At 64.5% G+C, this 23,689-nt stretch carries 26 protein-coding genes; 5 read left to right on the forward strand and 21 right to left on the reverse strand.

Annotation, left to right across the window (positions count from 1 at the left end):
• Window positions 1–6: 6 nt before the first annotated feature.
• The 10 genes from trpB to leuC form a co-directional block, all read right to left on the reverse strand.
• Window positions 7–1,200, reverse strand: a complete 1,194-nt coding sequence (trpB, locus tag P5W99_RS24995) for a tryptophan synthase subunit beta (protein ID WP_421026000.1) — start codon at window positions 1,198–1,200, stop codon at window positions 7–9.
• A gap of 61 nt (window positions 1,201–1,261) precedes the next feature.
• Window positions 1,262–1,948: a phosphoribosylanthranilate isomerase gene (locus P5W99_RS25000; protein WP_421026001.1), complete on the reverse strand. Its 687-nt coding sequence runs from the start codon at window positions 1,946–1,948 to the stop codon at window positions 1,262–1,264.
• 46 nt (window positions 1,949–1,994) lie between these two features.
• Entirely contained in the window at window positions 1,995–2,804 is an 810-nt protein-coding gene (gene truA / locus P5W99_RS25005) for a tRNA pseudouridine(38-40) synthase TruA (RefSeq protein WP_421026002.1), read from the reverse strand.
• 10 nt (window positions 2,805–2,814) lie between these two features.
• The gene (locus tag P5W99_RS25010; RefSeq protein WP_434663601.1) at window positions 2,815–4,896 is read right to left on the reverse strand and encodes a FimV/HubP family polar landmark protein; all 2,082 of its coding nucleotides are present in this window, start codon (window positions 4,894–4,896) and stop codon (window positions 2,815–2,817) included.
• 239 nt (window positions 4,897–5,135) lie between these two features.
• Entirely contained in the window at window positions 5,136–6,257 is a 1,122-nt protein-coding gene (asd, locus tag P5W99_RS25015; RefSeq protein WP_421045229.1) for an aspartate-semialdehyde dehydrogenase, read from the reverse strand.
• Between the two features lie 82 nt (window positions 6,258–6,339).
• Window positions 6,340–6,513, reverse strand: coding sequence for a hypothetical protein (locus tag P5W99_RS25020; protein WP_421026005.1), 174 nt, complete (start codon window positions 6,511–6,513; stop codon window positions 6,340–6,342).
• Window positions 6,514–6,617: 104 nt separating this feature from the next.
• Window positions 6,618–7,685, reverse strand: coding sequence for a 3-isopropylmalate dehydrogenase (gene leuB / locus P5W99_RS25025; RefSeq protein WP_421026006.1), 1,068 nt, complete (start codon window positions 7,683–7,685; stop codon window positions 6,618–6,620).
• Window positions 7,686–7,720: 35 nt separating this feature from the next.
• Complete coding sequence (leuD, locus tag P5W99_RS25030; RefSeq protein ID WP_434663604.1) at window positions 7,721–8,371, reverse strand: 3-isopropylmalate dehydratase small subunit; 651 nt, start codon at window positions 8,369–8,371, stop codon at window positions 7,721–7,723.
• A gap of 80 nt (window positions 8,372–8,451) precedes the next feature.
• On the reverse strand, window positions 8,452–8,592 hold the full coding sequence (locus P5W99_RS25035) for an entericidin (RefSeq protein WP_421026008.1): 141 nt from the start codon (window positions 8,590–8,592) through the stop codon (window positions 8,452–8,454).
• A gap of 29 nt (window positions 8,593–8,621) precedes the next feature.
• The gene (leuC, locus tag P5W99_RS25040) at window positions 8,622–10,031 is read right to left on the reverse strand and encodes a 3-isopropylmalate dehydratase large subunit (protein ID WP_421026009.1); all 1,410 of its coding nucleotides are present in this window, start codon (window positions 10,029–10,031) and stop codon (window positions 8,622–8,624) included.
• 481 nt (window positions 10,032–10,512) lie between these two features.
• Between leuC and P5W99_RS25045 the strand changes: the two genes are divergently transcribed.
• Window positions 10,513–11,319 (forward strand): MipA/OmpV family protein, encoded by an 807-nt coding sequence (locus P5W99_RS25045; protein WP_421026010.1) that lies wholly within the window; start codon window positions 10,513–10,515, stop codon window positions 11,317–11,319.
• Between the two features lie 9 nt (window positions 11,320–11,328).
• Here P5W99_RS25045 and P5W99_RS25050 read toward each other — a convergent pair whose 3' ends face one another.
• Both P5W99_RS25050 and P5W99_RS25055 read right to left on the reverse strand, forming a co-directional pair.
• Window positions 11,329–11,685: a hypothetical protein gene (locus P5W99_RS25050; RefSeq protein WP_434663607.1), complete on the reverse strand. Its 357-nt coding sequence runs from the start codon at window positions 11,683–11,685 to the stop codon at window positions 11,329–11,331.
• Window positions 11,686–11,785: 100 nt separating this feature from the next.
• Window positions 11,786–12,550, reverse strand: coding sequence for a M48 family metalloprotease (locus tag P5W99_RS25055; protein ID WP_421026012.1), 765 nt, complete (start codon window positions 12,548–12,550; stop codon window positions 11,786–11,788).
• A gap of 245 nt (window positions 12,551–12,795) precedes the next feature.
• Between P5W99_RS25055 and P5W99_RS25060 the strand changes: the two genes are divergently transcribed.
• The 3 genes from P5W99_RS25060 (at window position 12,796) to P5W99_RS25070 (ending at window position 14,704) form a co-directional block, all read left to right on the forward strand.
• The gene (locus tag P5W99_RS25060; RefSeq protein WP_421026013.1) at window positions 12,796–13,815 is read left to right on the forward strand and encodes a TerC family protein; all 1,020 of its coding nucleotides are present in this window, start codon (window positions 12,796–12,798) and stop codon (window positions 13,813–13,815) included.
• A 132-nt stretch (window positions 13,816–13,947) separates the two neighbouring features.
• Window positions 13,948–14,247, forward strand: a complete 300-nt coding sequence (locus P5W99_RS25065; protein ID WP_421026014.1) for a zf-TFIIB domain-containing protein — start codon at window positions 13,948–13,950, stop codon at window positions 14,245–14,247.
• A gap of 46 nt (window positions 14,248–14,293) precedes the next feature.
• Complete coding sequence (locus tag P5W99_RS25070) at window positions 14,294–14,704, forward strand: TerB family tellurite resistance protein (protein WP_421026015.1); 411 nt, start codon at window positions 14,294–14,296, stop codon at window positions 14,702–14,704.
• Window positions 14,705–14,857: 153 nt separating this feature from the next.
• Here P5W99_RS25070 and P5W99_RS25075 read toward each other — a convergent pair whose 3' ends face one another.
• From P5W99_RS25075 to P5W99_RS25085, 3 genes are all read right to left on the reverse strand, one after another.
• Entirely contained in the window at window positions 14,858–15,514 is a 657-nt protein-coding gene (locus P5W99_RS25075; protein WP_421026016.1) for a response regulator transcription factor, read from the reverse strand.
• Window positions 15,515–15,517: 3 nt separating this feature from the next.
• Complete coding sequence (locus P5W99_RS25080) at window positions 15,518–16,891, reverse strand: sensor histidine kinase (protein WP_421026017.1); 1,374 nt, start codon at window positions 16,889–16,891, stop codon at window positions 15,518–15,520.
• 105 nt (window positions 16,892–16,996) lie between these two features.
• On the reverse strand, window positions 16,997–17,845 hold the full coding sequence (locus P5W99_RS25085) for an alpha/beta fold hydrolase (RefSeq protein WP_434663613.1): 849 nt from the start codon (window positions 17,843–17,845) through the stop codon (window positions 16,997–16,999).
• A gap of 281 nt (window positions 17,846–18,126) precedes the next feature.
• On the opposite strand from P5W99_RS25085, the gene P5W99_RS25090 reads away from it, so the two are divergent.
• Window positions 18,127–18,591 carry a VOC family protein gene (locus P5W99_RS25090; RefSeq protein ID WP_421026019.1) on the forward strand — a complete coding sequence of 155 codons (465 nt, stop codon included), beginning with the start codon at window positions 18,127–18,129 and terminating at the stop codon, window positions 18,589–18,591.
• Between the two features lie 107 nt (window positions 18,592–18,698).
• Here P5W99_RS25090 and gltA read toward each other — a convergent pair whose 3' ends face one another.
• The 6 genes from gltA to sdhC form a co-directional block, all read right to left on the reverse strand.
• Window positions 18,699–20,000: a citrate synthase gene (gltA, locus tag P5W99_RS25095; RefSeq protein WP_421026020.1), complete on the reverse strand. Its 1,302-nt coding sequence runs from the start codon at window positions 19,998–20,000 to the stop codon at window positions 18,699–18,701.
• Between the two features lie 88 nt (window positions 20,001–20,088).
• Window positions 20,089–20,355 carry a succinate dehydrogenase assembly factor 2 gene (locus P5W99_RS25100; RefSeq protein ID WP_027797784.1) on the reverse strand — a complete coding sequence of 89 codons (267 nt, stop codon included), beginning with the start codon at window positions 20,353–20,355 and terminating at the stop codon, window positions 20,089–20,091.
• Window positions 20,356–20,379: 24 nt separating this feature from the next.
• Entirely contained in the window at window positions 20,380–21,081 is a 702-nt protein-coding gene (locus P5W99_RS25105) for a succinate dehydrogenase iron-sulfur subunit (protein WP_035531265.1), read from the reverse strand.
• 29 nt (window positions 21,082–21,110) lie between these two features.
• On the reverse strand, window positions 21,111–22,886 hold the full coding sequence (gene sdhA, locus P5W99_RS25110; RefSeq protein WP_035531261.1) for a succinate dehydrogenase flavoprotein subunit: 1,776 nt from the start codon (window positions 22,884–22,886) through the stop codon (window positions 21,111–21,113).
• Window positions 22,887–22,890: 4 nt separating this feature from the next.
• Window positions 22,891–23,259 carry a succinate dehydrogenase, hydrophobic membrane anchor protein gene (gene sdhD, locus P5W99_RS25115; RefSeq protein ID WP_035531259.1) on the reverse strand — a complete coding sequence of 123 codons (369 nt, stop codon included), beginning with the start codon at window positions 23,257–23,259 and terminating at the stop codon, window positions 22,891–22,893.
• Between the two features lie 2 nt (window positions 23,260–23,261).
• The gene (gene sdhC, locus P5W99_RS25120; RefSeq protein WP_421026021.1) at window positions 23,262–23,678 is read right to left on the reverse strand and encodes a succinate dehydrogenase, cytochrome b556 subunit; all 417 of its coding nucleotides are present in this window, start codon (window positions 23,676–23,678) and stop codon (window positions 23,262–23,264) included.
• Between the last annotated feature and the right edge of the window lie 11 nt (window positions 23,679–23,689).

Consider the following 23,689-nt stretch of genomic DNA (forward strand, 5'->3'; position numbering starts at 1 on the left):
GGGCGCTCAGAACTGGATGCCCGATCGCTCAGCGACCGTATGCATGTCCTTATCGCCGCGGCCCGACAGGTTCACCAGCAGAACCTTGTCTTTGGGCAGCGTCGGCGCGAGCTTCGCCGCGTACGCAAGCGCGTGACTCGATTCGAGCGCGGGAATGATGCCCTCGATGCGGCAGCAGTCGTGGAATGCCCTGAGCGCTTCCTCGTCGTCGATGGTCACGTACTGTGCACGGCCGCTGTCCTTGAGCCAGGCGTGCTCGGGACCGACGCCGGGGTAGTCGAGACCCGCCGAAACCGAATGCGTTTCGATGATCTGGCCGTTTTCGTCCTGCAGCAGGTAGGTGCGGTTGCCGTGCAGCACGCCCGGCGTGCCGGCCGCGAGCGAGGCCGCGTGGCGGCCCGTCTCCATGCCGTCGCCGGCGGGCTCGACGCCGATCAACTGCACCGAAGTGTCATCGATATATGGATAAAAGATGCCCATCGCGTTCGATCCGCCGCCCACGCACGCGATCACGGCGTCGGGCTGGCGGCCCGTCATTTCCGGCATCTGCACGCGGCATTCGTCGCCGATCACGCGCTGGAAGTCGCGCACCATCATCGGATACGGGTGCGGGCCCGCCACCGTGCCGATGATGTAGAAGGTGTTTTCGACGTTGGTGACCCAGTCGCGCATGGCTTCGTTGAGCGCGTCCTTGAGCGTGCGCGAGCCCGATTCCACCGGCACGACGGTCGCGCCCAGCAGCTTCATGCGATAGACGTTGGCAGCCTGGCGGCGCACGTCTTCCGCGCCCATGTAGACCACGCATTCCATGCCAAAGCGCGCCGCGATCGTGGCCGTCGCCACGCCGTGCTGGCCCGCGCCGGTTTCCGCGATCACGCGCGGCTTGCCCATGCGTCTCGCGAGCAGCGCCTGGCCGATCACGTTGTTCACCTTGTGCGCGCCGGTGTGGTTCAGGTCTTCGCGCTTGAGATATACCTGCGCGCCGCCCAGCAGCTCGCTCCAGCGCTGCGCATGATAAATCGGCGACGGACGGCCGACAAAATGCTTCAACTCGCGCTGATATTCGGCGACGAAGTCGGGATCGTCCTTGAATTTCGCGTAGGCGTCGCGCAGCTCGTCGATCGCCTGCATCAGGGTTTCGGCAGCGAATACGCCGCCATAAGGGCCGAAATGGCCGCGTTCATCGGGCAAATTGTACATAAGTCACTCGCTCGACCAACCGGGGGCCCCGCATTGCGCAAGGGCTGGCTGGTCCAAGAAATTATCCCGCGTCCGCTTCGCGCACTGCGCGCACGAACGCCGCCATACGGGCGTGGTCTTTCACGCCCTTCGCGCCCGGGACCTCGATGCCACTGGAGACATCGACGGCGAACGGACGCACCTGGCGAATCGCATCACTGACGTTTTGCGCGTTCAAGCCACCACTTAAAACGGCCCGACGCGCGAGCCCTGCGGGGATAAGTGACCAATCGAAGACCTTCCCGCCGCCGCCGTAACCTTCGACATGGGTGTCGAACAGCAGGCCGCTGGCTGATGAATAACGATTTGCCCATTCTATCAAATCGGCTTTGCGAGTATCGGCCGCCACCCGCAATGCGCGCAACCAGGGCAAACCGGCAACCGAGGCCAGCGATTCGCATTGGTCGGAGGTTTCGTCGCCGTGAAACTGCAGTAGCGTTAGCGAGACGTTGCTCGCGACCTCGCCGACCCATTGCGGCGTGGCGTTCACGAACAGGCCCACCACCGAGACGAACGGCGGAATGTCGTGGGTGAGCTCGACCGCCTGCGCCACGCTCACCGAGCGCGCGCTCGGCGGATAAAACACGAGGCCGATGGCGTCGGCGCCCAGGTCGATGGCGTGCGCGATCGCCTCGGGTGTCGAAAGCCCGCACAGCTTGATGCGCGTGCGGTGCGTGGCAGCGATGGCGGGGTGTTCTGCTGACGTCATGAATCGAGACTCGATGGGCGGTTGGGGTGTTTCGCGTTTTGCGGGCTCACGTCGGGCTGGCGTCGGCCCAGACGGTGCTCCACGGCACGCTGGCCGTATGCGCGGCGGGGACGGCGAACTCTTCAGGATAGCCTACTTGCGCAAGATACAGGCCATCGGGCATGAAGGTCGGCGCAGCCTTGGTGCGATCGAGCCCGGCCAGCACCTCGGCCATCCATGCGGCCGGGTAGCGGCCGCGCCCCACGGCCACGAGGCAGCCCATCAGGTTGCGCACCATGTGGTGGAGAAACGCGTTCGCGCGAAAACGGAAGTGGATGAAATCGCCCAGCGGCCGGATATCGATCTGATACAGGTGTTTCACGGGCGTCTTCGATTGACACTCCGACGAGCGGAACGCCGAAAAATCATGCTCGCCGATCAGGCAGGCGGCCGCTTCGCGCATGGCGTCCACGTCGAGCGGCGTGTGGATCCAGCCGGCCCGCCCCGCCAGCATGGGCGAGCGCACCGGGTTCACGTAGAGCGCGTAGTAATACGTGCGCTCGAACGCCGAAAAGCGCGCGTGGAACGCCTCGGGCATCGGCTGCGCCCATTGCACGGCCACCGTCGGCGGCAGAAACGCATTGGTGCCGCGCACCCACGAGAACGGCGCGCGGTCGAGGTCGGTGTCGAAGTGCACGACCTGGCCGAGGCCGTGCACGCCCGTATCGGTGCGACCCGCGACCACGGTGGGCAGCGGCACGGTGGCGAACTCGCGCAGCGCGCGCTCGAGCGCGTCCTGCACCGTCTTGCCGTGCGGCTGCGATTGCCAGCCGCAGTAGGCGGCCCCGTCGTACTGGATTCCTAGCGCGATACGCATATGGCGGGCGTCAGGAAAGCGGCGAGAGCGTCGACAGCAACGCCTGCGCATCGGCGCGCGTGGCGTGGTCGTTCGACTCGATCACCTCGTTGATCAGCGAGCGAGCGCCGGCCAGGTCGCCGAGCGCGATGTATTCGTGCGCGAGGTCGAGCTTGTTGCGGGCGATGCGCGAGAGTTGCTCCGGCGTGAAGACCGGCAGCGGCTCGGCGGAATCGGCCGGCAGATTCAGGTCGAAATCGAGCGTGAGCGGGCCGAAGCGCGGCGCGCCCAGCCCGGCGATCGACCCCGCGCCCGCAATGCCCACTTCGATGGCCTCGCCGGCAGGCGGCACAGGCGGCTGGCCGAACGGCAGCGCCTGGCGCGCGGTCGTCTCGGGGGTGGCGACTGGCTCCGTCGAGAGCGGGACGCCCGGCATGGGCTCGGGCGTTTCGACGCGCGGCGGCAGCGGCATGTCGAGGCCGCCCAAAGCATCGACGGCGGACTTCGGAAACTCTTGCGGGACTTCCACGTGTGGCATTGCGACTTCTGCTTCTTGTTCTGATGGGACAGCGGGTGTGGAGTGATCGCCCGGCATCGCGAGTTCATGCGGAGGCGGCGCGGCGGATTCGGCGGGCGCGGCCGGGGCCTGGGCCTCTGCCCTGTGCGCATGCGGTTCGGGATGCGGTTCGGGATGCGGTTCGGGATGCGCTTCGGCCTGCGCGCCCGGCATCGTCAGCTCGATCGGACGCGGCTCGGCACGGCTTGCTTCGTGCGCGGCGGCGCTCGATTCGTCGATGTCGGCTTCGGCGTGATGCGGCGTTTCGGGTTGATGGGCCGGCTCAATCGTTTCGCCCAGCGTGGGCAACTCTGCCAGTTCGTGCGGCGACGGCGCCTCGTCGCCGGGTTCGGCGTGCTCGCCGTGTTCTTGCGCGGCGTCGCGCAGCGGCTCTTCCGCCGACTCTTCCGCCGACTCTTCCGCCGACTCTTCCGCCGACGCTTCGGCTTTCGCCTTCACGACAGCAGCGGCTGCGCCGGTCGCCAGCGGCGCTGCGGGCGCTACCGGCGCTGCGGGTTCTGCCGACGCATCGTCGCGCCCGGTCGGGCGCGTAGCAGCGGGCGGCTCAACCGCGCTTTCTCGGGCCTCCGGCGCAGGCTTGCGACGTTTGCGCATGAGCACACGCACGACCAGCGCGACGAATGCCAGCATTACCGCGGCCACGCCGCCAAGCGTGATCGGAGAGACCTCGGGCTGCGCGCCGTTCGCGCCCGGCGCCGCACCTCCGGCAGCGGCGTTCCCTTGCGTACCGGCCGGTGCGCCAGCCACCGGCACGGGCTTGCCGATGCCGTGCTGTTGCAAGGCCATTAGCACACGATTCTTGAGAGCAAGCAGTTGTTGCAGGCTCGACACCGTAGGTGTCGACGCCGCCGAACCCGGTATAGCGGACGCCGCCGCGGCGGGCGGTGCCGCCTGGACTGCGCCGCTCCACGAATGAGGGTCGCTGGCCGGCGCGGGGACTGCACTCGCGCTCGCTTCGGCGGAAGCAGCGGACACAGCCGGCGCACTCGCAACGCTTGCGCCAGCCGCGCCACTCGTTGCCATCGCACCGGCATTGGTGCTCGCGCTTGCGCCTGTAGCAACGGCAGTCGTAGTCGAAGCCGGAGCCGCCGCCTCGGCCGCTGAACTCGCGCCCGCAACAATGGCAGCCGAAGCACCGGGTGCACTTGCCGCGCCGGCAACCGGCGCCGAAGCACCGGCTGCTGCGCTCGCCATATCGGGCGTTCCCGGCACGTTCAGCACGGCGCCCACCTTGAGGCGGCTCGGGTCGCGTTTCATGAACGCCGAAGGGTTCGCGTCGAACAGCGCCTGACTCGCGCGCGCGATCACCGCTTTGTCGTGCGACTGCGTGACGTCGACCGCCACATCGTGCAGCGACTGCCCCGGGTGGATGGTGTATTGCCCCACGATGGGCAGCGCCGCCGCAGGAGCGGATGCCCCCGCAGCACCCGATGTGGCGGCGGCAGCCGCCGCGCCGCTTTGCGCATGAACCATACCGGAAGCGCCGGCCATGGCGACCAGCAGCGCCGCGGACACCGCAACGGCAGTCCGCCGCATTTTCATGGCTGGATTGACTGAATCGGAAACGGCTTCAAATCGAACGATCATCAGATGCCCTGGCACACCGCTCGCGCGGCAGTCGATGAAACGGGGTTTGTTGTGGGTGAACCGGCCAGTTGTGCCCGGCGCACGGAAGCCCGCCGCACGGAAACCGCCCGGAAATAAAAAAGCGCCGCGACTGGCGCGGCGCTTTTATCACCCTGTCTACGCGTCATTAGGCGCGTAGTTTAATTCATTCACTTGTCGAGCAGAATGCGCAGCATACGGCGCAGCGGCTCGGCGGCGCCCCACAGGAGCTGGTCGCCGACCGTGAAGGCGGACAGATACTCGCCGCCCATCGCGAGCTTGCGCAGACGGCCGACCGGCACCGAAAGCGTGCCCGTGACGACTGCCGGCGACAGATCGCGCATCGAAGCTTCGCGCTGGTTCGGCACGACCTTGACCCAGTCGTTGGCCGAAGCGAGGATGCCGTCGATCTCGTCGAGCGGCACGTCCTTCTTGAGCTTGATGGTGAGCGCCTGCGAGTGGCAGCGCATCGCGCCGATGCGCACGCACAGACCGTCGACCGGAATCGAGCCCGGCTCGCCCATGGCAGGCTTGCCGAGGATCTTGTTGGTTTCGGCGCCGCCCTTCCACTCTTCCTTCGACATGCCGTTGCCGAGGTCCTTGTCGATCCAGGGGATCAGCGAGCCCGCGAGCGGCACGCCGAAGTTCGCCGTGGGCATGGCGTCGCTGTTCATGGTGGCGAGCACCTTGCGGTCGATGTCGAGAATCGCCGACGACGGATTCGCGAGGTCGCTGGCCACGGCGGCGTTGAGCGCGCCCATCTGCGAGAGCAGTTCGCGCATGTTCTGCGCGCCTGCGCCCGAAGCAGCCTGGTACGTCATGGCCGTCATCCAGTCGACGAGGTTTTCGCGGAACAGGCCGCCCAGTGCCATCAGCATCAGGCTGACCGTGCAGTTGCCGCCGATGAAATCCTTCTGGCCCTTGACGAGTGCGTCTTTGATGACGTCGAGGTTGACCGGGTCGAGCACGATGACCGCGTCATCCTTCATGCGCAGCGAGGAAGCCGCGTCGATCCAGTAGCCGTTCCAGCCAGCCGCGCGCAGCTTCGGATAGACCTCATTGGTGTAGTCGCCGCCCTGGCACGTGATGATGATGTCGCACTTCTTGAGCTCATCGACGCTGTTCGCGTCCTTGAGCTTCGTCTCGTTTTTGGCGAACGACGGCGCTGCGCCGCCTGCGTTGCTGGTGCTGAAAAACACCGGTTCGATCAGGTCGAAATCGCGTTCTTCCTGCATGCGCTGCATCAGCACGCTCCCGACCATGCCGCGCCAACCTACGAGACCTACGTTCATGATTAACCCTTGAAATGGACAACTTCCCCGCTTCGCTCGCCCGGCGTGGCCGCGCGGGGAATTGAGCGGGCACGACGAGCGATCAACGAGTGATGATCGTTTTGGTAATAATCGTTTTCGTGGTGTTTTGCGTGGCGATAGCGAGCGAAATCGCACGGGCCGTGCCGTGGATTTTCGAAACAAAGGTGATCTGGGGGATCGTCGCCATCGGAGCAATATACACGAAAACCGCAATTTCGCGCGGGGCTACCCGCATTTTCCACTATTTTCGATGCGCCTTATCGGCGCTGCCGTTTTAAACCCGCGCCTCGAAAAAAGGGCACGCCTGATTCAACCGAGGCATGCCCTTTCGCGATGGCTTTACAGCGCCGCGACCACCGCGTCGCCCATTGCGGCCGTGCCGACCTGCTTGCAGTCCGGCGTGACGATATCGGCGGTGCGATAGCCCTGCTCGAGCACCTTCTTCACCGCATTCTCGATGCGGTCCGCCTGTTCGGCGCGGCCCAGCGAGTAGCGCAGCATCATCGCGGCCGACAGAATGGTCGCGAGCGGATTGGCAATGCCCTTGCCCGCGATGTCCGGCGCCGAGCCGTGCGAAGGCTCGTACAGGCCCTTGTTGTTCTTGTCGAGCGAGGCCGAGGGCAGCATGCCGATCGAGCCCGTGAGCATCGCGGCTTCGTCCGAGAGGATGTCGCCGAACATGTTGCCGGTGACCACCACATCGAACGCCTTGGGCGCCTTCACGAGTTGCATGGCGGCGTTATCGACGTACATGTGCGAGAGCTCGACGTCCGGGTATTCCTTCGAGACATCGATCATGATGTCCTTCCAGAACTGCGAGGTCTCGAGCACGTTAGCCTTGTCGACCGAGGTGAGCTTCTTCTGGCGCTTTTGCGCGGCCTGGAAGGCCACGTGCGCGATGCGGCGCACTTCGGGCTCGGCGTAGCGCATCGTGTCGAAGCCTTCGCGCGCACCCTTGAAATTGCCGTCCGGCGCTTCGCGCGTGCCGCGCGGCTGGCCGAAGTAGATGTCGCCATTCAGCTCGCGCACGATCAGGATGTCGAGGCCCGAAACGATTTCCGGCTTGAGCGACGAAGCGCCCGTCAATTGCGGATAGCAGATCGCCGGACGGAAGTTTGCGAACAGCTCCAGATGCTTGCGCAGGCCCAGAATGGCCTGCTCGGGACGCAGCGCGCGCTCGAGCTTGTCGTATTTCCAGTCGCCCACGGCACCGAACAGGATCGCGTCGGCGGCCTTCGCCAGCGCGAGCGTAGCCTCGGGCAGCGGATGGCCGCTCGCCTCGTAGCCCGCGCCGCCAACGGGCGCTTCTTCGAGCTCGAACTTCTCGCCCAGAGCGCCCAGCACCTTGACGGCTTCCTTGACGATCTCGGGACCAATGCCGTCGCCCGGCAACACTGCAATCTTCATCCTGTGATTCCTCGTTGTATGTCGTTCTGCGTTGATCAGATGACGCGGTTCTTCAGCCACGGCTGCCGCGCGAGGCGATCGGCTTCGAACTGGCGGATCTTGTCGGCGTGGCGCAGCGTGAGGCCGATGTCGTCGAAGCCGTTCAGGAGGCAGTAGCGGCGGAACGCGGCCACTTCGAACGGGTATTCCTTCGCGCCGTCCACCGTGCGCACGACCTGCTTGTCCAGATCGACGGTGAGTTGGAAGCCGTTGAACGCATTCGTTTCGTTGAACAGATGATCGACGTCCGACTCGGAGAGCACGATCGGCAGCAGGCCGTTCTTGAAGCAGTTGTTATAGAAAATGTCGGCGAAGCTCGGCGCGATGATCGCGCGGAAACCGTACTGATCGAGCGCCCACGGTGCGTGCTCGCGCGAGCTGCCGCAGCCGAAGTTCTTGCGCGTGAGCAGAATGGATGCGCCCTGATAGCGCGGCTGGTTCAGCACGAAGTCCGGGTTCAGCGGGCGCTTCGAGTTGTCCTGACCCGGCTCGCCGTGGTCGAGGTAACGCCATTCGTCGAAGGCATTCGGGCCGAAGCCGGTGCGCTTGATCGACTTGAGGAACTGCTTCGGGATGATCGCGTCGGTGTCCACGTTCTCGCGATCGAGCGGCGCCACGACGCCGGTGTGTACGATGAATTTTTCCATGATCCGTGATCCTGATGGATGCTGATCGCGCCAGGCGCTTTCAGGACGAAGCCGAAAGCGCCGGCAGCAAGCCAGGCGGGTTAGAGCTTTTTCTGCACTGCGCGCGACGCGCCGCTGATGTCCTCGCCCACGCCGGCCACGGTGTTGCAGCCGGCCAGCGCGAGGAGCCACCCCGCCATGGCGAATAACGCCGCGCGACGCGCGAGTGCAGAGACCTTCATCGCTCTTTTCCTTGTTCCTGGTTCAGTGCTCAAGCCAGCTTGCGAATGTCGACGAAATGCCCTTCGATTGCCGCTGCGGCGGCCATGGCCGGGCTCACGAGATGCGTGCGTCCGCCCGCGCCCTGACGACCCTCGAAGTTGCGGTTCGAGGTGGACGCGCAACGCTCGCCCGGCTCCAGGCGGTCGGCGTTCATCGCGAGGCACATCGAGCAGCCCGGCTCGCGCCATTCGAAGCCCGCTTCCGTGAACACCTTGTCGAGGCCTTCGCGCTCGGCCTGCGCCTTCACGAGGCCCGAGCCCGGCACGACCATCGCGAGACGAATGTTCGACGCCACGCGGCGGCCGAGCTTCTTCACGACGTAAGCGGCCGAGCGCAGGTCTTCGATGCGCGCGTTGGTGCACGAGCCGATGAAGATCTTGTCGGGCTTGATCGACTCGATCGGCGTGTTCGGCTCGAGCGCCATGTACTGGAGCGCGCGTTCCATCGCGTCGCGCTTGACCGGGTCCTTTTCGCGCTCGGGATCGGGCACGCGGCCGTCAATCGAGGTGACCATCTCCGGCGACGTGCCCCAGGTAACCTGCGGCACGATGTCGGCGGCGGTGAGCTCGACCACGCGGTCGAACTGCGCGCCGTCGTCGCTACTGAAGGTTTTCCAGTACTCGACGGCCTGATCCCACTCCACGCCTTGCGGCGAGAACGGGCGGCCCTTCAGGTAGTCGATCGTAGTGTCGTCCACGGCGACCATGCCCGCGCGCGCGCCGGCTTCGATCGCCATGTTGCACACGGTCATGCGGCCTTCCATGGAGAGACCGCGGATCATCGAGCCGCCGAACTCCATGGCGTAGCCCGTGCCGCCCGCCGTGCCGATCTTGCCGATGATGGCGAGCACGATGTCCTTCGCGGTGCAGCCGCGCGGCAGCTGGCCCTCGACCTTCACGAGCAGGTTCTTGCTCTTCTTCTGCAGGAGCGTTTGCGTGGCCAGCACGTGCTCGACTTCCGAAGTGCCGATGCCATGTGCAAGCGCGCCGAACGCGCCGTGCGTGGAAGTATGCGAGTCGCCGCAAACGATGGTCATGCCCGGCAGCGTCGCGCCCTGCTCCGGACCGACGATGTGGACGATGCCCTGGCGCTGGTCGTTCATCTTGAACTGCGTGATGCCGAAGGCGTCGCAGTTCGCGTCGAGCGTGTCGACCTGGAGCTTCGAGACCGGGTCGGCGATGCCGTGGCTGCGGTCCGTGGTGGGCACGTTATGGTCGGAAACGGCCAGGTTCGCGCTGATGCGCCACACCGGGCGCTCGTGCATCTTCAGTCCTTCGAATGCCTGCGGACTGGTGACTTCGTGCAGCAGCTGACGGTCGATATAGAGGAGCGTCGTGCCGTCGTCTTCCGTGTGGACCACATGGGAGTCCCACAACTTGTCGTAGAGCGTCTTTGCCATGATATGCGGGGATTGAATGACTGCGAGTGACCGCGGGGATGGTGCGTTATGAATCGATGTTGTGAACCGATTATGCCACGCGAAACGCGCCGCCCGCATCGCCGCGGGCGAAAAAAAGCGATAAAAAACAGTGAGTTGGGTGGTAGTGACGATACCTGTATCGATGTTACCCGGCGAGCGGCGCCAGCCGTTCACGGCTGCGCCGTTGCGTACGCGCGCCGGGAAACCCTTGTTTTTCCGGTTGTTTTTCCGAAGGCTGTGCGGGCCGGCACGCCGATTGCGTGACGCGCGACGCCGCACGGACGGCGAGAATATGGTTCCATCACACTGAATGAACAGACACCGCGCGCCTGTGGTCTGCTCACTCCAGGAACAGGTCCCATCAGGCAATCACGGAGGCCCAATGCTTTTCGCACCTCGCATGCCCCGAAGGAAGTCCCCTTGCGCTCTGCAGAGGGCGCCGCTCGCCGCCGCGGCCTGCATGCTCGCTGCCTTCGCGCCGCACGTCATGGCGCAAACGCCTTCGCCGCTCGGCGAGTGGCAGTATTCCGCCGGCATCCCGCTGGAAAAGCTGTTCGAGCCCGACCGGCCGCCCCTGGAGGCGCGCCTTGGCGTCGGCGCAACCTTCCAGCCGCGCTACGACGGCTCGGAGCGCTATCACATGCTCGTCGGGCCGAGCATCGACATCCGCTACAAGGACCTCCTGTTCGGCTCCACCGGCGAAGGCTTCGGCGTAAACGTTCTGCAGGGCCAAAACTGGCGCATGAGCGTGGCCGCCGCCTACGATCTCGGGCGGCGCGGCCACGACGACCCCGAGCACCTGAACGGTCTCGGCAACATCAACCCGGCGCCCGAAATGAAACTGGCTGCGGAATATGTCGTGTCGAAGGAATTTCCGCTGGTATTTCGCGCGGCGTTCACGCGCAGCTTCGGCGGCTCGAACGGCTGGACCGCCGACCTGGGCGCCTATATGCCGCTGCCTGGCAGCAACGAGACGTTTTACTGGTTCGCCGGCCCCTCAGTGACCTTCGCCGACTCGAACTACATGCAAAGCTGGTTCGGCGTGACGCCGCAGCAAGCTGCCGCTTCCGGCTACCGGCAGTACAGTGCCAGCGCGGGCCTGAAGTCGGCGGGTTTCGGCATCACGATGGTGTATTTCGTGAACAAGCACTGGTTCGTCAGCGCCGATGGCGCCCTGCGGCGCCTGCTAGGCAGCGCCGCAGACAGCCCGATCATCCAGAGCAAAACCGATGGGGTCTGCGATATTTCGATTAACTATCAGTTCTGAGGCCGGCTTTTATCGGCAGCCGGCGTCGCGAAACGCCTTCTCGGCATCCTGTCGCTGGTGGTATGCCTGCATGGTATTGATCTGCTCGCCGCTCTCGCCGTAGTTCGGAACAACCGCGTTTGACTGGGCCGGACCCGGCGACCTGAACGACTCGCTATAGGAATCGGCAAGATCCCGGCAGCGCTTGTCGAACCTCGACGGGTTCGTTGCAGCCGGTGCGATCGCAGTGTTGAGGTTCTGCTGGAGTGGGCCGCCGTATTGCCGGACTGGCGTATCGAGCGGAATCGGCGGCCCACCGGCCTGAGCATGAACACTGCCCGTCAATGCGGCAACACACAGCGGGACGAAGAGAAAGCGGGCAATCATGTGTGGCGCCGGAGCAAAGTGAAAGCAGGCATCGTAGCGATGAAGTCCGGACGCACACCTGACACGCATCAAACTCCGTTCGATGCATGTCTGCCCCCCATCACCCTTCCTTATTGATCCGGTTCTGAATGTGCTCGGCACGGCTTGGCGAGGACGGATGCGAACTCATCATCGAATTCTGGCCACCGTCGAGCGTCGCCAGCTTCTGGAACGCCGTGACCAGTCCGCGCTCATTCATGCCCTTCTTCTTCAGCAGATCGAAGGAATAGTCGTCCGCCGCGCGCTCCTGGGACTGAGAGAACTGCGCGTTGATGAACTTCTCGGTCAGGTCGCCGAGCTGTGACGAGCTCAACGCCGCCGCGCCCGAGATGCCGGTGGCGCCCACGGCTGTTCTGGCCGCGCTCACGGCCCAGGCAGTCTGCATCGCCTTCTTCGAATGGCCCAGCGCGACGTGCCCCATCTCGTGCCCGATTACGCCGCGCAGTTCGTCGTCGCTCATCATCTCCATCAGGCCGCTATAGACACGCACGCAGCCGTTCGCCATGGCCCATGCGTTGACATCCTTCTGCATGTAGACCTTGTAGTCGATCTTCTGCCCGTTCAAGGCCATGTCGCCGAAGCCGCTCATCACGCTCGCGAGCCGCTTCGCATAGGCGCTGCCGGGCGCCGCGACCGGAGACTTCGCATCGCTCGCCTGGCACGCCTCGACCGAGACGGTCATCACGTCGTTATCCGAAAGGCTCGCGGCTTTGAGCAGCGTCGATCCGGCCGAAACCGCGGCATTGGGGTCGATATTCTGAAGACCGGCGCAGGCACTCAATGCCACCGCAAGACCGCAGACCATGCCCGCTCTGATTGGCGTCATTCTTGTCATTCCTCGTTGTTTTCAAAGCCGACAAATTTAGCACCGCATTTTTCGGGGATAAGCGAAGCGCGAAACATAAGTCTCTTCGCTGGATCCATGTCAAACATCGAGCCTCCTATGCCAAAGCGCTCGCATTCGCCTCCCTCATTCACGCCTCATTCTTCGTCGTTACGCTGACGTTTGGGCCGAGGCCCGAACGCGCCCCATGCAGCACGGCATCACACCATCACGATAAGGACCGCCCCATGCTCCCGCCGCTTTTCACTGCCAGCTTCCTCGAACAGCCTGCCTGGCTCTGGGCCGCCTTCCTCGCGGTGGTGATCGTGTTGCTGGCGCTCGATCTGGGCGTGCTCCATCGCGACGACCGCGAGATCGGCATCCGCGAAAGCCTGTGGCTCTCGCTCGGCTATATCGCAGTGGGCGTGCTGTTCGGCGGCTTCATCTGGTGGCAGCTTGGCGCCGCGCCGGCCACCGAGTACCTCACCGGCTACCTCATCGAAAAATCGCTCTCGCTCGACAACGTGTTCGTGATCGCGTCGATCTTCGGCGCGCTCGCGGTGCCGCGCGTGTATCAGCATCGCGTGCTGTTCTGGGGCATCGTCGGCGTGCTGGTGCTGCGTGCGATCATGGTCGGGCTCGGCGCGGCGCTGGTCGCGCAGTTCGAGTGGATGCTGTTCGTGTTCGGCCTCTTTCTCGCCGTGACCGGCGTGAAGATGCTGCTCGGCTCGAAGGAAGAGGCAAGCGGGAAGGCCAGCGAAAAAAACGGCGTGGAAGACAGCAAGATCCTGCGCCTGATCCGCCGCGTACTGCCCGTCACGCCGCAGCTCGAAGGCGGCGCGTTCATCGTGCGGCGCGCGCATCCGTCGACCAGCAAGCTCAAGCGTTTCGCCACGCCGCTGCTGGTGGCGCTGCTGATGGTCGAGTTCGCCGATCTGATCTTCGCCGTCGATTCGATCCCGGCGATCTTTTCGATCACCACCGATCCGTTCATCGTCTACACGAGCAACATCTTCGCCGTGCTCGGCCTGCGCGCGCTGTTCTTCGCGCTCGCGGCCATGGCGCACCGCTTTTACTACCTCAAGCATGCGCTCGCGCTCGTGCTGGTTTTCATCGGCGCGAAGATCTTTCTGGTGGGCATCGTGGGCAAGATTCCCGCGCTGCTGAGCCTCGGCGTGACGGCGGCGCTGCTCGCGGGCGGCGTGGTGGTGTCGCTCATCAAGACCCGGCCGCATGACCACGAGGGCGGCAGTCTGGAAGCACGGTAAGCGGATCGAAGGCAAAAGCGCCGTCCTCATTTTTCGCTCATTTTTCTCTGCGAGGATGAATTCCATCGCAGCCGCGCCGGCCCGCAGCACCGGGTCCACCGGCTGCGACTGTCAATCTCTTTGGAGCGCATCATGAAATGCCCGAACTGCCCTGACACCACGCTCGCGATCTCGGAACGTCAAGGCGTCGAACTCGACTACTGCCCGCAATGCCGCGGCGTCTGGCTCGATCGCGGCAAGCTCGACAAACTGATCGACCGCGCAGCGGCATCGCGCGCCGTCTCGCCGCAATATCTCGACGACGGCTACAGTGCGCAGCAAGGCTCGCATCACGGCAAACGCCTCGACGATCACGGGCAGCGCCGCGCGCACGAACGTCAAGGCGGCCATGGACGCCGCCGCAAATCGTGGTTCGGCGACCTGTTCGACTGAACGGCCGCGCCTCGATGCTTCCACCTCTCTTCAGGGACACCCGACCATGCGAACCTACACCAGCAACAGCCCGCAGGCTGCGGGCCGGATCGTCGCCATCGCCCTGCTTGCCGATGGCCATCTCAGCGCCGACGAACTCGCGGCCGTGCATCACGCGCGCATCGCGGACCGGCTCGGCCTCGCGCCCGGTGAATTCGGCACGATCCTGCAAGACCTTTGCGAAGATCTGCTCACGAACGCGCACCTGAACTGGAGCGACGCCTGCAAGCTCGACTCCGGTGTGATGCAGCAAGTCATGCGCGAACTCGAAGATCCGGCGCTGCGCGCCGAGGTGCTGAGCCTGTGCCTCGTCGCGATCCATGCGGACCGCCATCTCGCGCAGAACGAAGCCGACTGGGTCGGCGCGCTCGCGACCGCGTGGCGCGCGCATCCGTGGCAGCGGCTGCTGGCCTCATGAGCGCCTCATCGCTACGATAGCGCCGCCCGCACTTCACCTTCATAGCCTCCGGTTTCGGCGTGCGCCCAGGCGCCTCCCCCGCTTCGCATGCCATTCGGCGAGCACCACGCTCGCCGTTTTTTTCTTTTTACGGCGGACGTCAAACGTCGACGATCAAACGCACACGGCCCAGCCCAGCCCGCGCACATTGCGAATGACAGCGTGGCCGAACTTGCGCCGCACGCTGTAGATCACGGCGTCGACGGCATTGCTCTCCACCTCCTCGCCCCAGCCGTAGAGTCGCTCTTCGAGTTGCTGGCGCGAGAGAATCGCCCCGGGCCGCTCCAGCAGCGCGAGCATGAGCGCGTACTCGCGCGCCGAAAGATCGTCGGTCCGACCGTCGAAGGCGAGACACCGCGCATTCATGTCGAGCGTCACGCGCGCACTGCCCATCGTCGACGAAGCAAAGCCCGACTTGCGCCGCACCACCGCGCGAATGCGCGCGAGCAGCTCCTTGCTCTCGAACGGCTTGACGAGGTAGTCGTCGGCGCCGAGGTCGAGGCCTTCGACGCGCGTATCCACATCGTCGCGCGCGGTGATGATGATGACCGGCGTGGCGTCGTTGGCTTCGCGCAGGCCGCGCAGCACGTCGAGGCCGTTCATGTCGCCCAGGCCCAGGTCGAGCAGCACGGTCGTGTACGAGCCGTCGCGGATGGCCGCGCGGCCGCTCTCGCCCGTGCGCACCCAGTCGACGCTATATGTGGCGTCCTTCAATGCCCGCAGCAGCGCCGGCCCGATCAGCAGATCGTCTTCGATCAGGAGAATCCGCATTGCTCAGTTTTCCTCAGTATCTGGTTGCGTCGGCGAGTGTGGTTCGCCTCCGGTCAGCGGCAGCTCGATGCGCGCGACGATGCCGGACTGCCCGTCACTGCGATTTTCCAGCGTCACGCGAGCGCCGTAACGCTGCGCCAGCGCCTGCGCGATCGCAAGCCCAAGGCCGCTGCCTTCGGCGTCGTTGCCGCGCGCGCGAAAGAAGCGGTCGAACACATGCGGCAGGTCTTCCACGGCAATGCCGGGGCCGTTGTCGGTCACTTCGATCGTGGCCGTTTGCGCATCGCGGCGCACCGTCACGTCGACGCGCCCGCCCTCGCGCCCGTAACGAACCGCGTTGTCGACCAGATTGCGCACCAGCATGCGCATATCTGCCTCGGTCGCCCGCACACTCGCGTCGTCCAGACGCTCGACGCCCAGATCCACGCTGCGCGCATCGGCGAGCGGCAGCAGATCGGCCAGCACGTCGGTCACGAGTTGCGGCAATGCGATGTCGGCGACCGCGCGCTGCGCGCCGCCGATCTCGGCGCGCGCAAGGCCGAGCAATTGCGACACCAGCGAACCCGTGCGCGCCACGCCGCGCCGCAGTTCTTCGAAGCGTTCGTGGTACTGATCGGGCGGCGCGGCGCGCAGGTTGTCGATCTGCAACTGCATCGCCGAAATGGGCGAACGCAGTTCGTGCGCAGCATCGGCGATGAACTTGCGCTCGGCGTTCAAGAGCACCGAAAGGCGCTCGATCATGCGGTTGATCGACTCGACGAAGGGTCGCAGTTCCACAGGCGCCTTCCGCGCATCGAGCGGCTTGAGTTCGTGCAGATCGACTTTCGCCGCGCGCCGCCCGACGCGCTCCAGCGGCCGCAGCGAAAGCCGAACAGTCACGGCGATCGTCAACGCGAGCAGCGGCAGCAGCGCGAGCACCGGCAGCAGGCTCCAGAACGCCACGCGCAGCGCATTGCGGTTGCGCATGCTGCGCGACTCCGCGACCTGGATCTGCTCGTCGCCGGTGGCGAGCGCGAAGACGTCCCAGGCCTCGCCATCGTATTGGAGCGAGGAGTAGCCCTTCGGCGCGCGCGGCAGCGCGATGTCGGGGTCGCTGGTGCGGCTGGGCGCGGTAGTGTCGTGGGCGGACCAGATCTGCACGACGAGGTCGTCGGAGGGAAGACGCACGCCGTTCGGCTCGCTGCTCGGCCCGGCATGACGGTGCGGCACGCCGGACTGCACGTGCGCGGCGGCATCGCGCAGGCTCGCGCTGAATTCGCTCGCGAGGCTGCGCACCACCAGGAAAGTGCCGAGCGAGCCCAGCAGGCCGACGAAAATCGCCAGCGTACCGATGGCGATGCTCAGGCGGCGGTGCAGGGAGTTCGCGGCAAAAAACATGGAGCGGCTCAGGAATTGGGGCGCGCTCCATCATAAAGGATTCGCCGTGGGCGGCTGTGGACGAACGGCGGCCAACCCGGCGGCCGCTCGCCCGGCATCGACAATTCACGCCGTGCAAAGGCGCGCGAAGGCAGCGATATCCGCGTTCACACGCGCAGCCTGGTTCAGGTACATGCCGTGCGTGCCGCCTTCGTAGACCTTGAGCGCGGCACGCACGAGCAGCGCCGCAGTGGGCCTGCCAGTCAACTCGAGCGGCGCCGATGCATCGCTATCGCCGTGCAGCACGAGCGCGGGCACGTCGATGCGCGCAAGTTCGCGGCGAAAGTCCGTCGAGGTCTGAATCCGGTTCAACTGCACCGCCGCGTGGAGCGAGGCGCGCAGCATCATGTCGGCGGTCCACTGGATCGCGGCGCGCGAAGTGCCGGGCGCGAAATACTCCAGCGCGCGCCGCTCGATCCAGTCGGGAAACGAAGTCAGGATCTCGTCGAGCGAGGCCGCGAACAGGCTTGCGTCGAGGCCGTTGGGGTTGTCGGCGGTCTTGAGCAGATAAGGCGTCGAGGCCGGCGCGAGCAGCACGATGCCCGCCACGCGCCGCGCGCCGTGACGGCTCAAATAGCGCACGATTTCGCCGCTCGCGAACGAGTGTCCCACGAGCGTCACGCCCGAGAGATCGAGCGCGTCGAGCACGGCCTCGAGATCGTCGGCGAGCGTATCGTAGTCGTAGCCTTGCCCGGGATCGTTCGAACGTCCGTGCCCGCGACGGTCGTACGCCACGCAGCGAAAACCGTCTTTCGCGAGCGGCACGCCCTGGTACTGCCACATGTCGGCGTTGAGCGTCCAGCCCGAAAGGAAAACGAGCGGTGCGCCCGTGCCCCAGTCGCGATAGTGCAGCGCAGTATGGTCGTTCACGCGGATAAAGCCAGGCAGGGTCGCAAGACGCGCATCGTGGTTCATGGTCGTCGCTCCTTTCGTTGATGAGATTGCTGCGTGGCAGATAACCTCATAGTCGGCGAGCGCACGAACGCTGGCGATTACCCCGCAGGTAATGACGGGTGCGCGCTCCACGGATGCTCGGATATCCGCAGCACAGCGGCAGAATGAGGCTACCACGCACACAAATTGCGCTGCTGCCGGATTCGCGGCTCGTGTACCCACGCGGTCCTCGCCCACCGCTTTGCATGGGACCGGACCCGGCACTCAAGCGTCAGGTCCGGTCACAACTCAAGGAGACAATCATGAACAGAACCTCTAAACGTCCGGCTTTCGGAGCAGCCCTCTACTACCGCGATCCGTTCGCAGCGCTCGACTGGCTCGAAAAGGCGTTCGGTTTCACGCGCCAGTTCGTCGTGACCTCGCCTGACGGCAAGCTCTGCCACTCGGAGATGCGCTTCGAAGACGGCTACGTGATGATTTGCGGCGAGTGGCCCGGCATGCCCGCCACGAGCCCCGCCGCGCTCGAGGGCAAGAACACGCAGTCGGTGCACGTGCAGCTGAAGAGCGAAATCGATACGCACTGCGAACGTGCACGCACGGCGGGCGCGAAGATCTTGCACGAGCCCGACGACCAGTTCTACGGCGACCGCGTCTACGTGGCGTGCGACCCGGAAGGCCATGTGTGGAGCTTCGGCCAGACCGTGCGCGAAGTCTCGCGCGAAGAGGCCGAGAAAGCGAGTGGGCTGAAGATCGATGGGTGGATTTGAAAGAGAAACTTTGAAAGAGAAACGCCCCGACCAGGCAAACCCGGTCGGAGCATTTTCGTTTCGCTCAGCTTGGTCTCACGCAGCGCGCCGCGTGAAAACCACTCGGCTTACCGTTGCGCGATCGGCTTCGCTTCGCGCGGCGTACTGCCGATGAAGAGCTGACGCGGACGGCCGATCTTCTGCTCGGGGTCGGCGATCATTTCGTTCCACTGCGCGATCCAGCCCACCGTGCGCGCCATCGCGAAGATGCAGGTGAACATCGACGTGGGGATGCCCAGTGCGCGCTGCACGATACCCGAGTAGAAGTCGACGTTCGGGTACAGCTTGCGCGACACGAAGTATTCGTCTTCCAGAGCGATCTTTTCGAGCGCCATGGCGAGCTTGAACAGCGGATCGTCGTGCAGGCCGAGCTCGTTGAGCACTTCGTGGCACGTTTCGCGCATGAGCTTCGCGCGCGGATCGTAGTTCTTGTAGACGCGGTGACCGAAGCCCATCAGCTTCACGCCCGAGTTCTTGTCCTTGACCTGCTTGATGAACTCGGGGATGTTGTCGACCGAGCCGATCTCTTCGAGCATGTTCAGCGCGGCTTCGTTCGCACCGCCGTGCGCCGGGCCCCACAGGCAAGCGATACCGGCAGCGATACACGCGAACGGATTCGCGCCCGACGAACCCGACAGACGCACGGTCGAGGTCGAAGCGTTCTGCTCGTGGTCGGCGTGCAGGATCAGGATGCGGTCGAGCGCGCGCACGAGCACGTCATTGATCTTGTACTCTTCGCACGGGTTCGAGAACATCATGTGCATGAAGTTCGCGCTGTACGAAAGTTCGTTGCGCGGGTACACGAACGGCTGGCCGATCGAGTACTTGTACGCCATCGCCACCAGCGTCGGCAGCTTGGCGATCATGCGGATGGCCGAGATGTCGCGGTGACGCGGGTTATTGATGTCGAGCGAGTCGTGGTAGAACGCCGAAAGCGCGCCCACCGCAGCGACCAGAATCGCCATCGGGTGTGCGTCGCGGCGGAAGCCACGGAAGAAGAAATGCATCTGCTCGTGCACCATCGTGTGCTGCGTGACGGTCTTCACGAACTCGGTCTTTTGCGCGAGGTTCGGCAGCTCGCCCTTCAGGAGCAGGTAGCAGGTTTCGAGGAAATCGGCGTTCTGCGCGAGGTTGTCGATCGGGTAGCCGCGATAAAGCAGCTCGCCCTTGTCGCCGTCGATGTACGTGATGGCCGAGTTGCACGCCGCCGTCGACATGAAGCCCGGGTCATACGTGAACTTGCCGGTCTGACCGTACAGTTTGCGGATGTCGATCACGTCCGGGCCCATCGAGCCCTTGTAGATCGGCAGTTCGACGCTCGGCGAATTATCGCTGAACGATAGCGTGGCTTTTACATCAGACGGGGTCATAGCACATCCTCAATCGAAGGTAAACACGGGATTCGATAGTGTCGTTCGGCGCGGCGCTCGCAGGCACACCTGCAAACGCCGCAGCATCTCAAACGTTGCGAAGCAGCTCCAGCACCCGCTTCACGTCCGGGTCGGCAAGGTCGCCTTCTGGTTCCTTGCGCGCAAGCAGCAAGTCCATCAGGTCGTTATCGCTCAGCTCGAGCAGGCGTGTGAGAGCACCCACGTCGGCGTCGCTGAGGTCATGCTCGTAGCGGTCGAAAAAACGCTCGAAAATCAGATCGTTTTCGAGCAGACCGCGCCGTGCGCGCCAGCGAAGGCGCGCGCGGCGATGGGGGTCAGACTGATGCGATTCCATTTCGCTTATTTCAGGTACGCAGCGTCAAACCGCGCGGCGAACCATCAGTTCCTTGATCTTGCCGATCGCCTTCGTCGGGTTCAGCCCCTTCGGGCAAACGTCGACGCAGTTCATGATCGTGTGGCAACGGAACAGGCGGTACGGGTCTTCGAGGTTGTCGAGACGCTCGCCAGTGGCTTCGTCGCGGCTGTCCGCGATGAAGCGGTAAGCCTGCAGCAGACCTGCCGGGCCGACGAACTTGTCCGGATTCCACCAGAAGCTCGGGCACGACGTCGAGCAGCTCGCACACAGAATACACTCGTACACGCCGTCGAGCTCGTCGCGCTGTTCGGGCGACTGCAGACGCTCCTTCTCGGGCGGCGGCGTGTCGTTGATCAGGTACGGCTTGATCGAGTGGTACTGGTTGAAGAAGTGCGTCATGTCGACGATCAGGTCGCGCACGACAGGCAGGCCCGGCAGCGGACGCAGCACGATCTTCTGCGGCAGCTCGTTCAGGTTCGTGAGGCACGCCAGTCCGTTCTTGCCGTTGATGTTCATGGCGTCCGAACCACACACGCCTTCGCGGCACGAGCGGCGGAACGACAGCGTCTCGTCCAGTTCCTTGAGCTTGACCAGCGCGTCGAGCAGCATGCGCTCGTGCGTGATTTCCAGCTCGTACGACTGCATGCGCGGCGCCGCGTCCTTGTCCGGGTCGTAGCGGTAGACTTCAAAAATACGTTTGGCCATTTCCAAATTCCTTTTGACTGGCGTGTGCCTTAGAACGTACGCGCCTTCGGCGGCACGGACTCGACGGTCAGCGGCTTCATGTGAACCGGCTTGTATTCAAGACGGTTGCCTTCGCTGAACCACAGCGTATGGCGCAGCCAGTTTTCGTCGTCGCGGTGTTCGTAGTCGCTTTGTGCATGCGCGCCGCGGCTTTCCTTGCGGGCTTCCGCCGACACCATCGTTGCTTGCGCAACTTCTACGAGGTTCGCCACTTCGAGCGCTTCGACGCGCGCGGTGTTGAACACCTTCGACTTGTCCTTCAGGTGGATATGCTTCGCCTGCTCGGTAACCTGCGCGATGTCCTTGACACCTTCCGCAAGCAGCGCCGAGGTACGGAACACGCCAGCGTGCTTCTGCATCGAGCCGCGGATCTGGTTCGCGACGGACTGCGCGTACTCGCCCGAGGTCGAGTTGTCGAGCTTCGCGAGGCGCGCGAGCGAGAAGTCGGCGGCATCTGCCGGCAACGGCTTGTGCTCCTTGAGCTCCTTCACGTGCTTGACGATGTGGTTGCCGGCAGCGCGGCCGAACACCACGAGGTCGAGCAGCGAGTTCGTGCCCAGACGGTTTGCACCGTGCACCGAGACGCACGAGCATTCGCCCACGGCGTAGAAGCCGTTGACGACTTCTTCGTGGCCCTTCGGCGTGCCGACGACCTGACCATTGATGTTGGTCGGGATGCCGCCCATCTGGTAGTGAATCGTCGGAACGACCGGGATCGGTTCCTTGATGCAGTCCACGTTCGCGAACTTGAGCGCGATTTCGCGGATCGACGGCAGACGCTTCATGATCGTCTCGGCGCCGATGTGCGAGAGGTCGAGCAGCACGTGGTCCTTGTGCGCGCCGACACCGCGGCCTTCCTTGATTTCCTGGTCCATCGAGCGCGAGACGAAGTCACGCGGCGCGAGGTCCTTGAGCGTGGGCGCATAGCGCTCCATGAAGCGCTCGCCGTTCGAGTTGCGCAGAATGCCGCCTTCGCCGCGCACGCCCTCGGTGATCAGCACGCCCGCGCCGGCCACGCCGGTCGGGTGGAACTGCCAGAACTCCATGTCCTGCAGCGCGATGCCCGAGCGGGCCGCCATGCCGAGGCCGTCACCGGTATTGATGAACGCGTTCGTGGAAGCTGCGAAGATACGGCCCGCGCCGCCCGTGGCGAACAGCGTGGTCTTGCCTTCGAGGATGTAGACGTCGCCCGTTTCCATTTCGAGCGCGGTCACGCCGAGCACGTCGCCTTCGGCGTCGCGGATCAGATCCAGCGCCATCCATTCGACGAAGAACGTGGTCTTCGCTGCAACGTTCTGCTGGTACAGCGTGTGCAGCAGCGCATGACCGGTACGGTCAGCGGCCGCGCAAGCGCGTTGCACCGGCTTTTCGCCGTAGTTGGCCGTGTGGCCGCCGAACGGACGCTGGTAGATCGTGCCGTCCGCATTGCGGTCGAACGGCATGCCCATATGTTCGAGTTCGTAGACGGCGTTCGGTGCTTCACGGCACATGAACTCGATCGCGTCCTGGTCGCCGAGCCAGTCGGAACCCTTGATCGTGTCGTAGAAGTGATAGTGCCAGTTGTCTTCGCTCATGTTGCCGAGCGAAGCGCCGATGCCGCCTTGCGCCGCAACCGTGTGCGAACGCGTCGGGAACACCTTCGAGAGCACGCAGACCGAGAGGCCAGCACGCGCCAGTTGCAGCGAAGCGCGCATCCCCGAACCGCCCGCGCCGACGATGACCACGTCGAATTTGCGACGCGGCAGAGAATTCTTGATTGCAGCCATTCTTTTACACTCTCCAGAGAATCTGAGCGGCGTAGCCGAGGCTGCCCAGCAGCCATGCGATCGTGAGGACGTCCAGCGTGATGCGCAGGCCGACCGGCTTGATGTAGTCCATCCAGATGTCGCGCACGCCAACCCAGGCGTGATAGAACAGCGCGAGCAGCGTGACGAACGTGGCGAGCTTCATCCACTGCGCGGAGAAGATCGAGGCCCAGCCGTCGTACGAAAAATCGTGTGCGCCGAAGAACAGCGCGAGCAGCACGACCGTGTAGATCGCCATGATCACGGCGGTGGCGCGCTGGGCAATCCAGTCGCGCAGGCCGTAGTGAGCGCCCACGACGAGACGCTTCGGACCGATACCGTTTTTAGCCGACATTATTAGAACGCTCCGAAGAGTTTGGCCGCGAAGGCGATCGTGAGAACCGTGGAGATGACAACGACCACGAGCGAGGTCGACTTGCCCTTTTCCTTGCTCACGAGGTCATGGCTGAAGTCCATGAACAGATGGCGTACGCCGGCGCAGAAGTGAAACAGGAACGCCCATCCGAGGACCAGCACGATGAGCTTGACGACGATGTTGGAGAGGAAGCCCTTGAAGACCTCGAAGCTGAGCTCCGAAGTGAGGCTCTGGTCAAACAGGAACAGCAGGAAAGGCAAGAACAGGAACAGCAGCGCACCGCTCACGCGGTGGCCGATCGACACGCGCCCCGCGAGTGGCAGGCGGTATGCGAACAATATTTGCCCAAGCCCGATGTTCCGGTATTCCGGCCTCGGTTTTTTTGTGGCTTCAGCCATGCTAGACCCCT

It is taken from the genome of Paraburkholderia sp. A3BS-1L, assembly GCF_051125215.1.
Classification (GTDB): domain Bacteria; phylum Pseudomonadota; class Gammaproteobacteria; order Burkholderiales; family Burkholderiaceae; genus Paraburkholderia.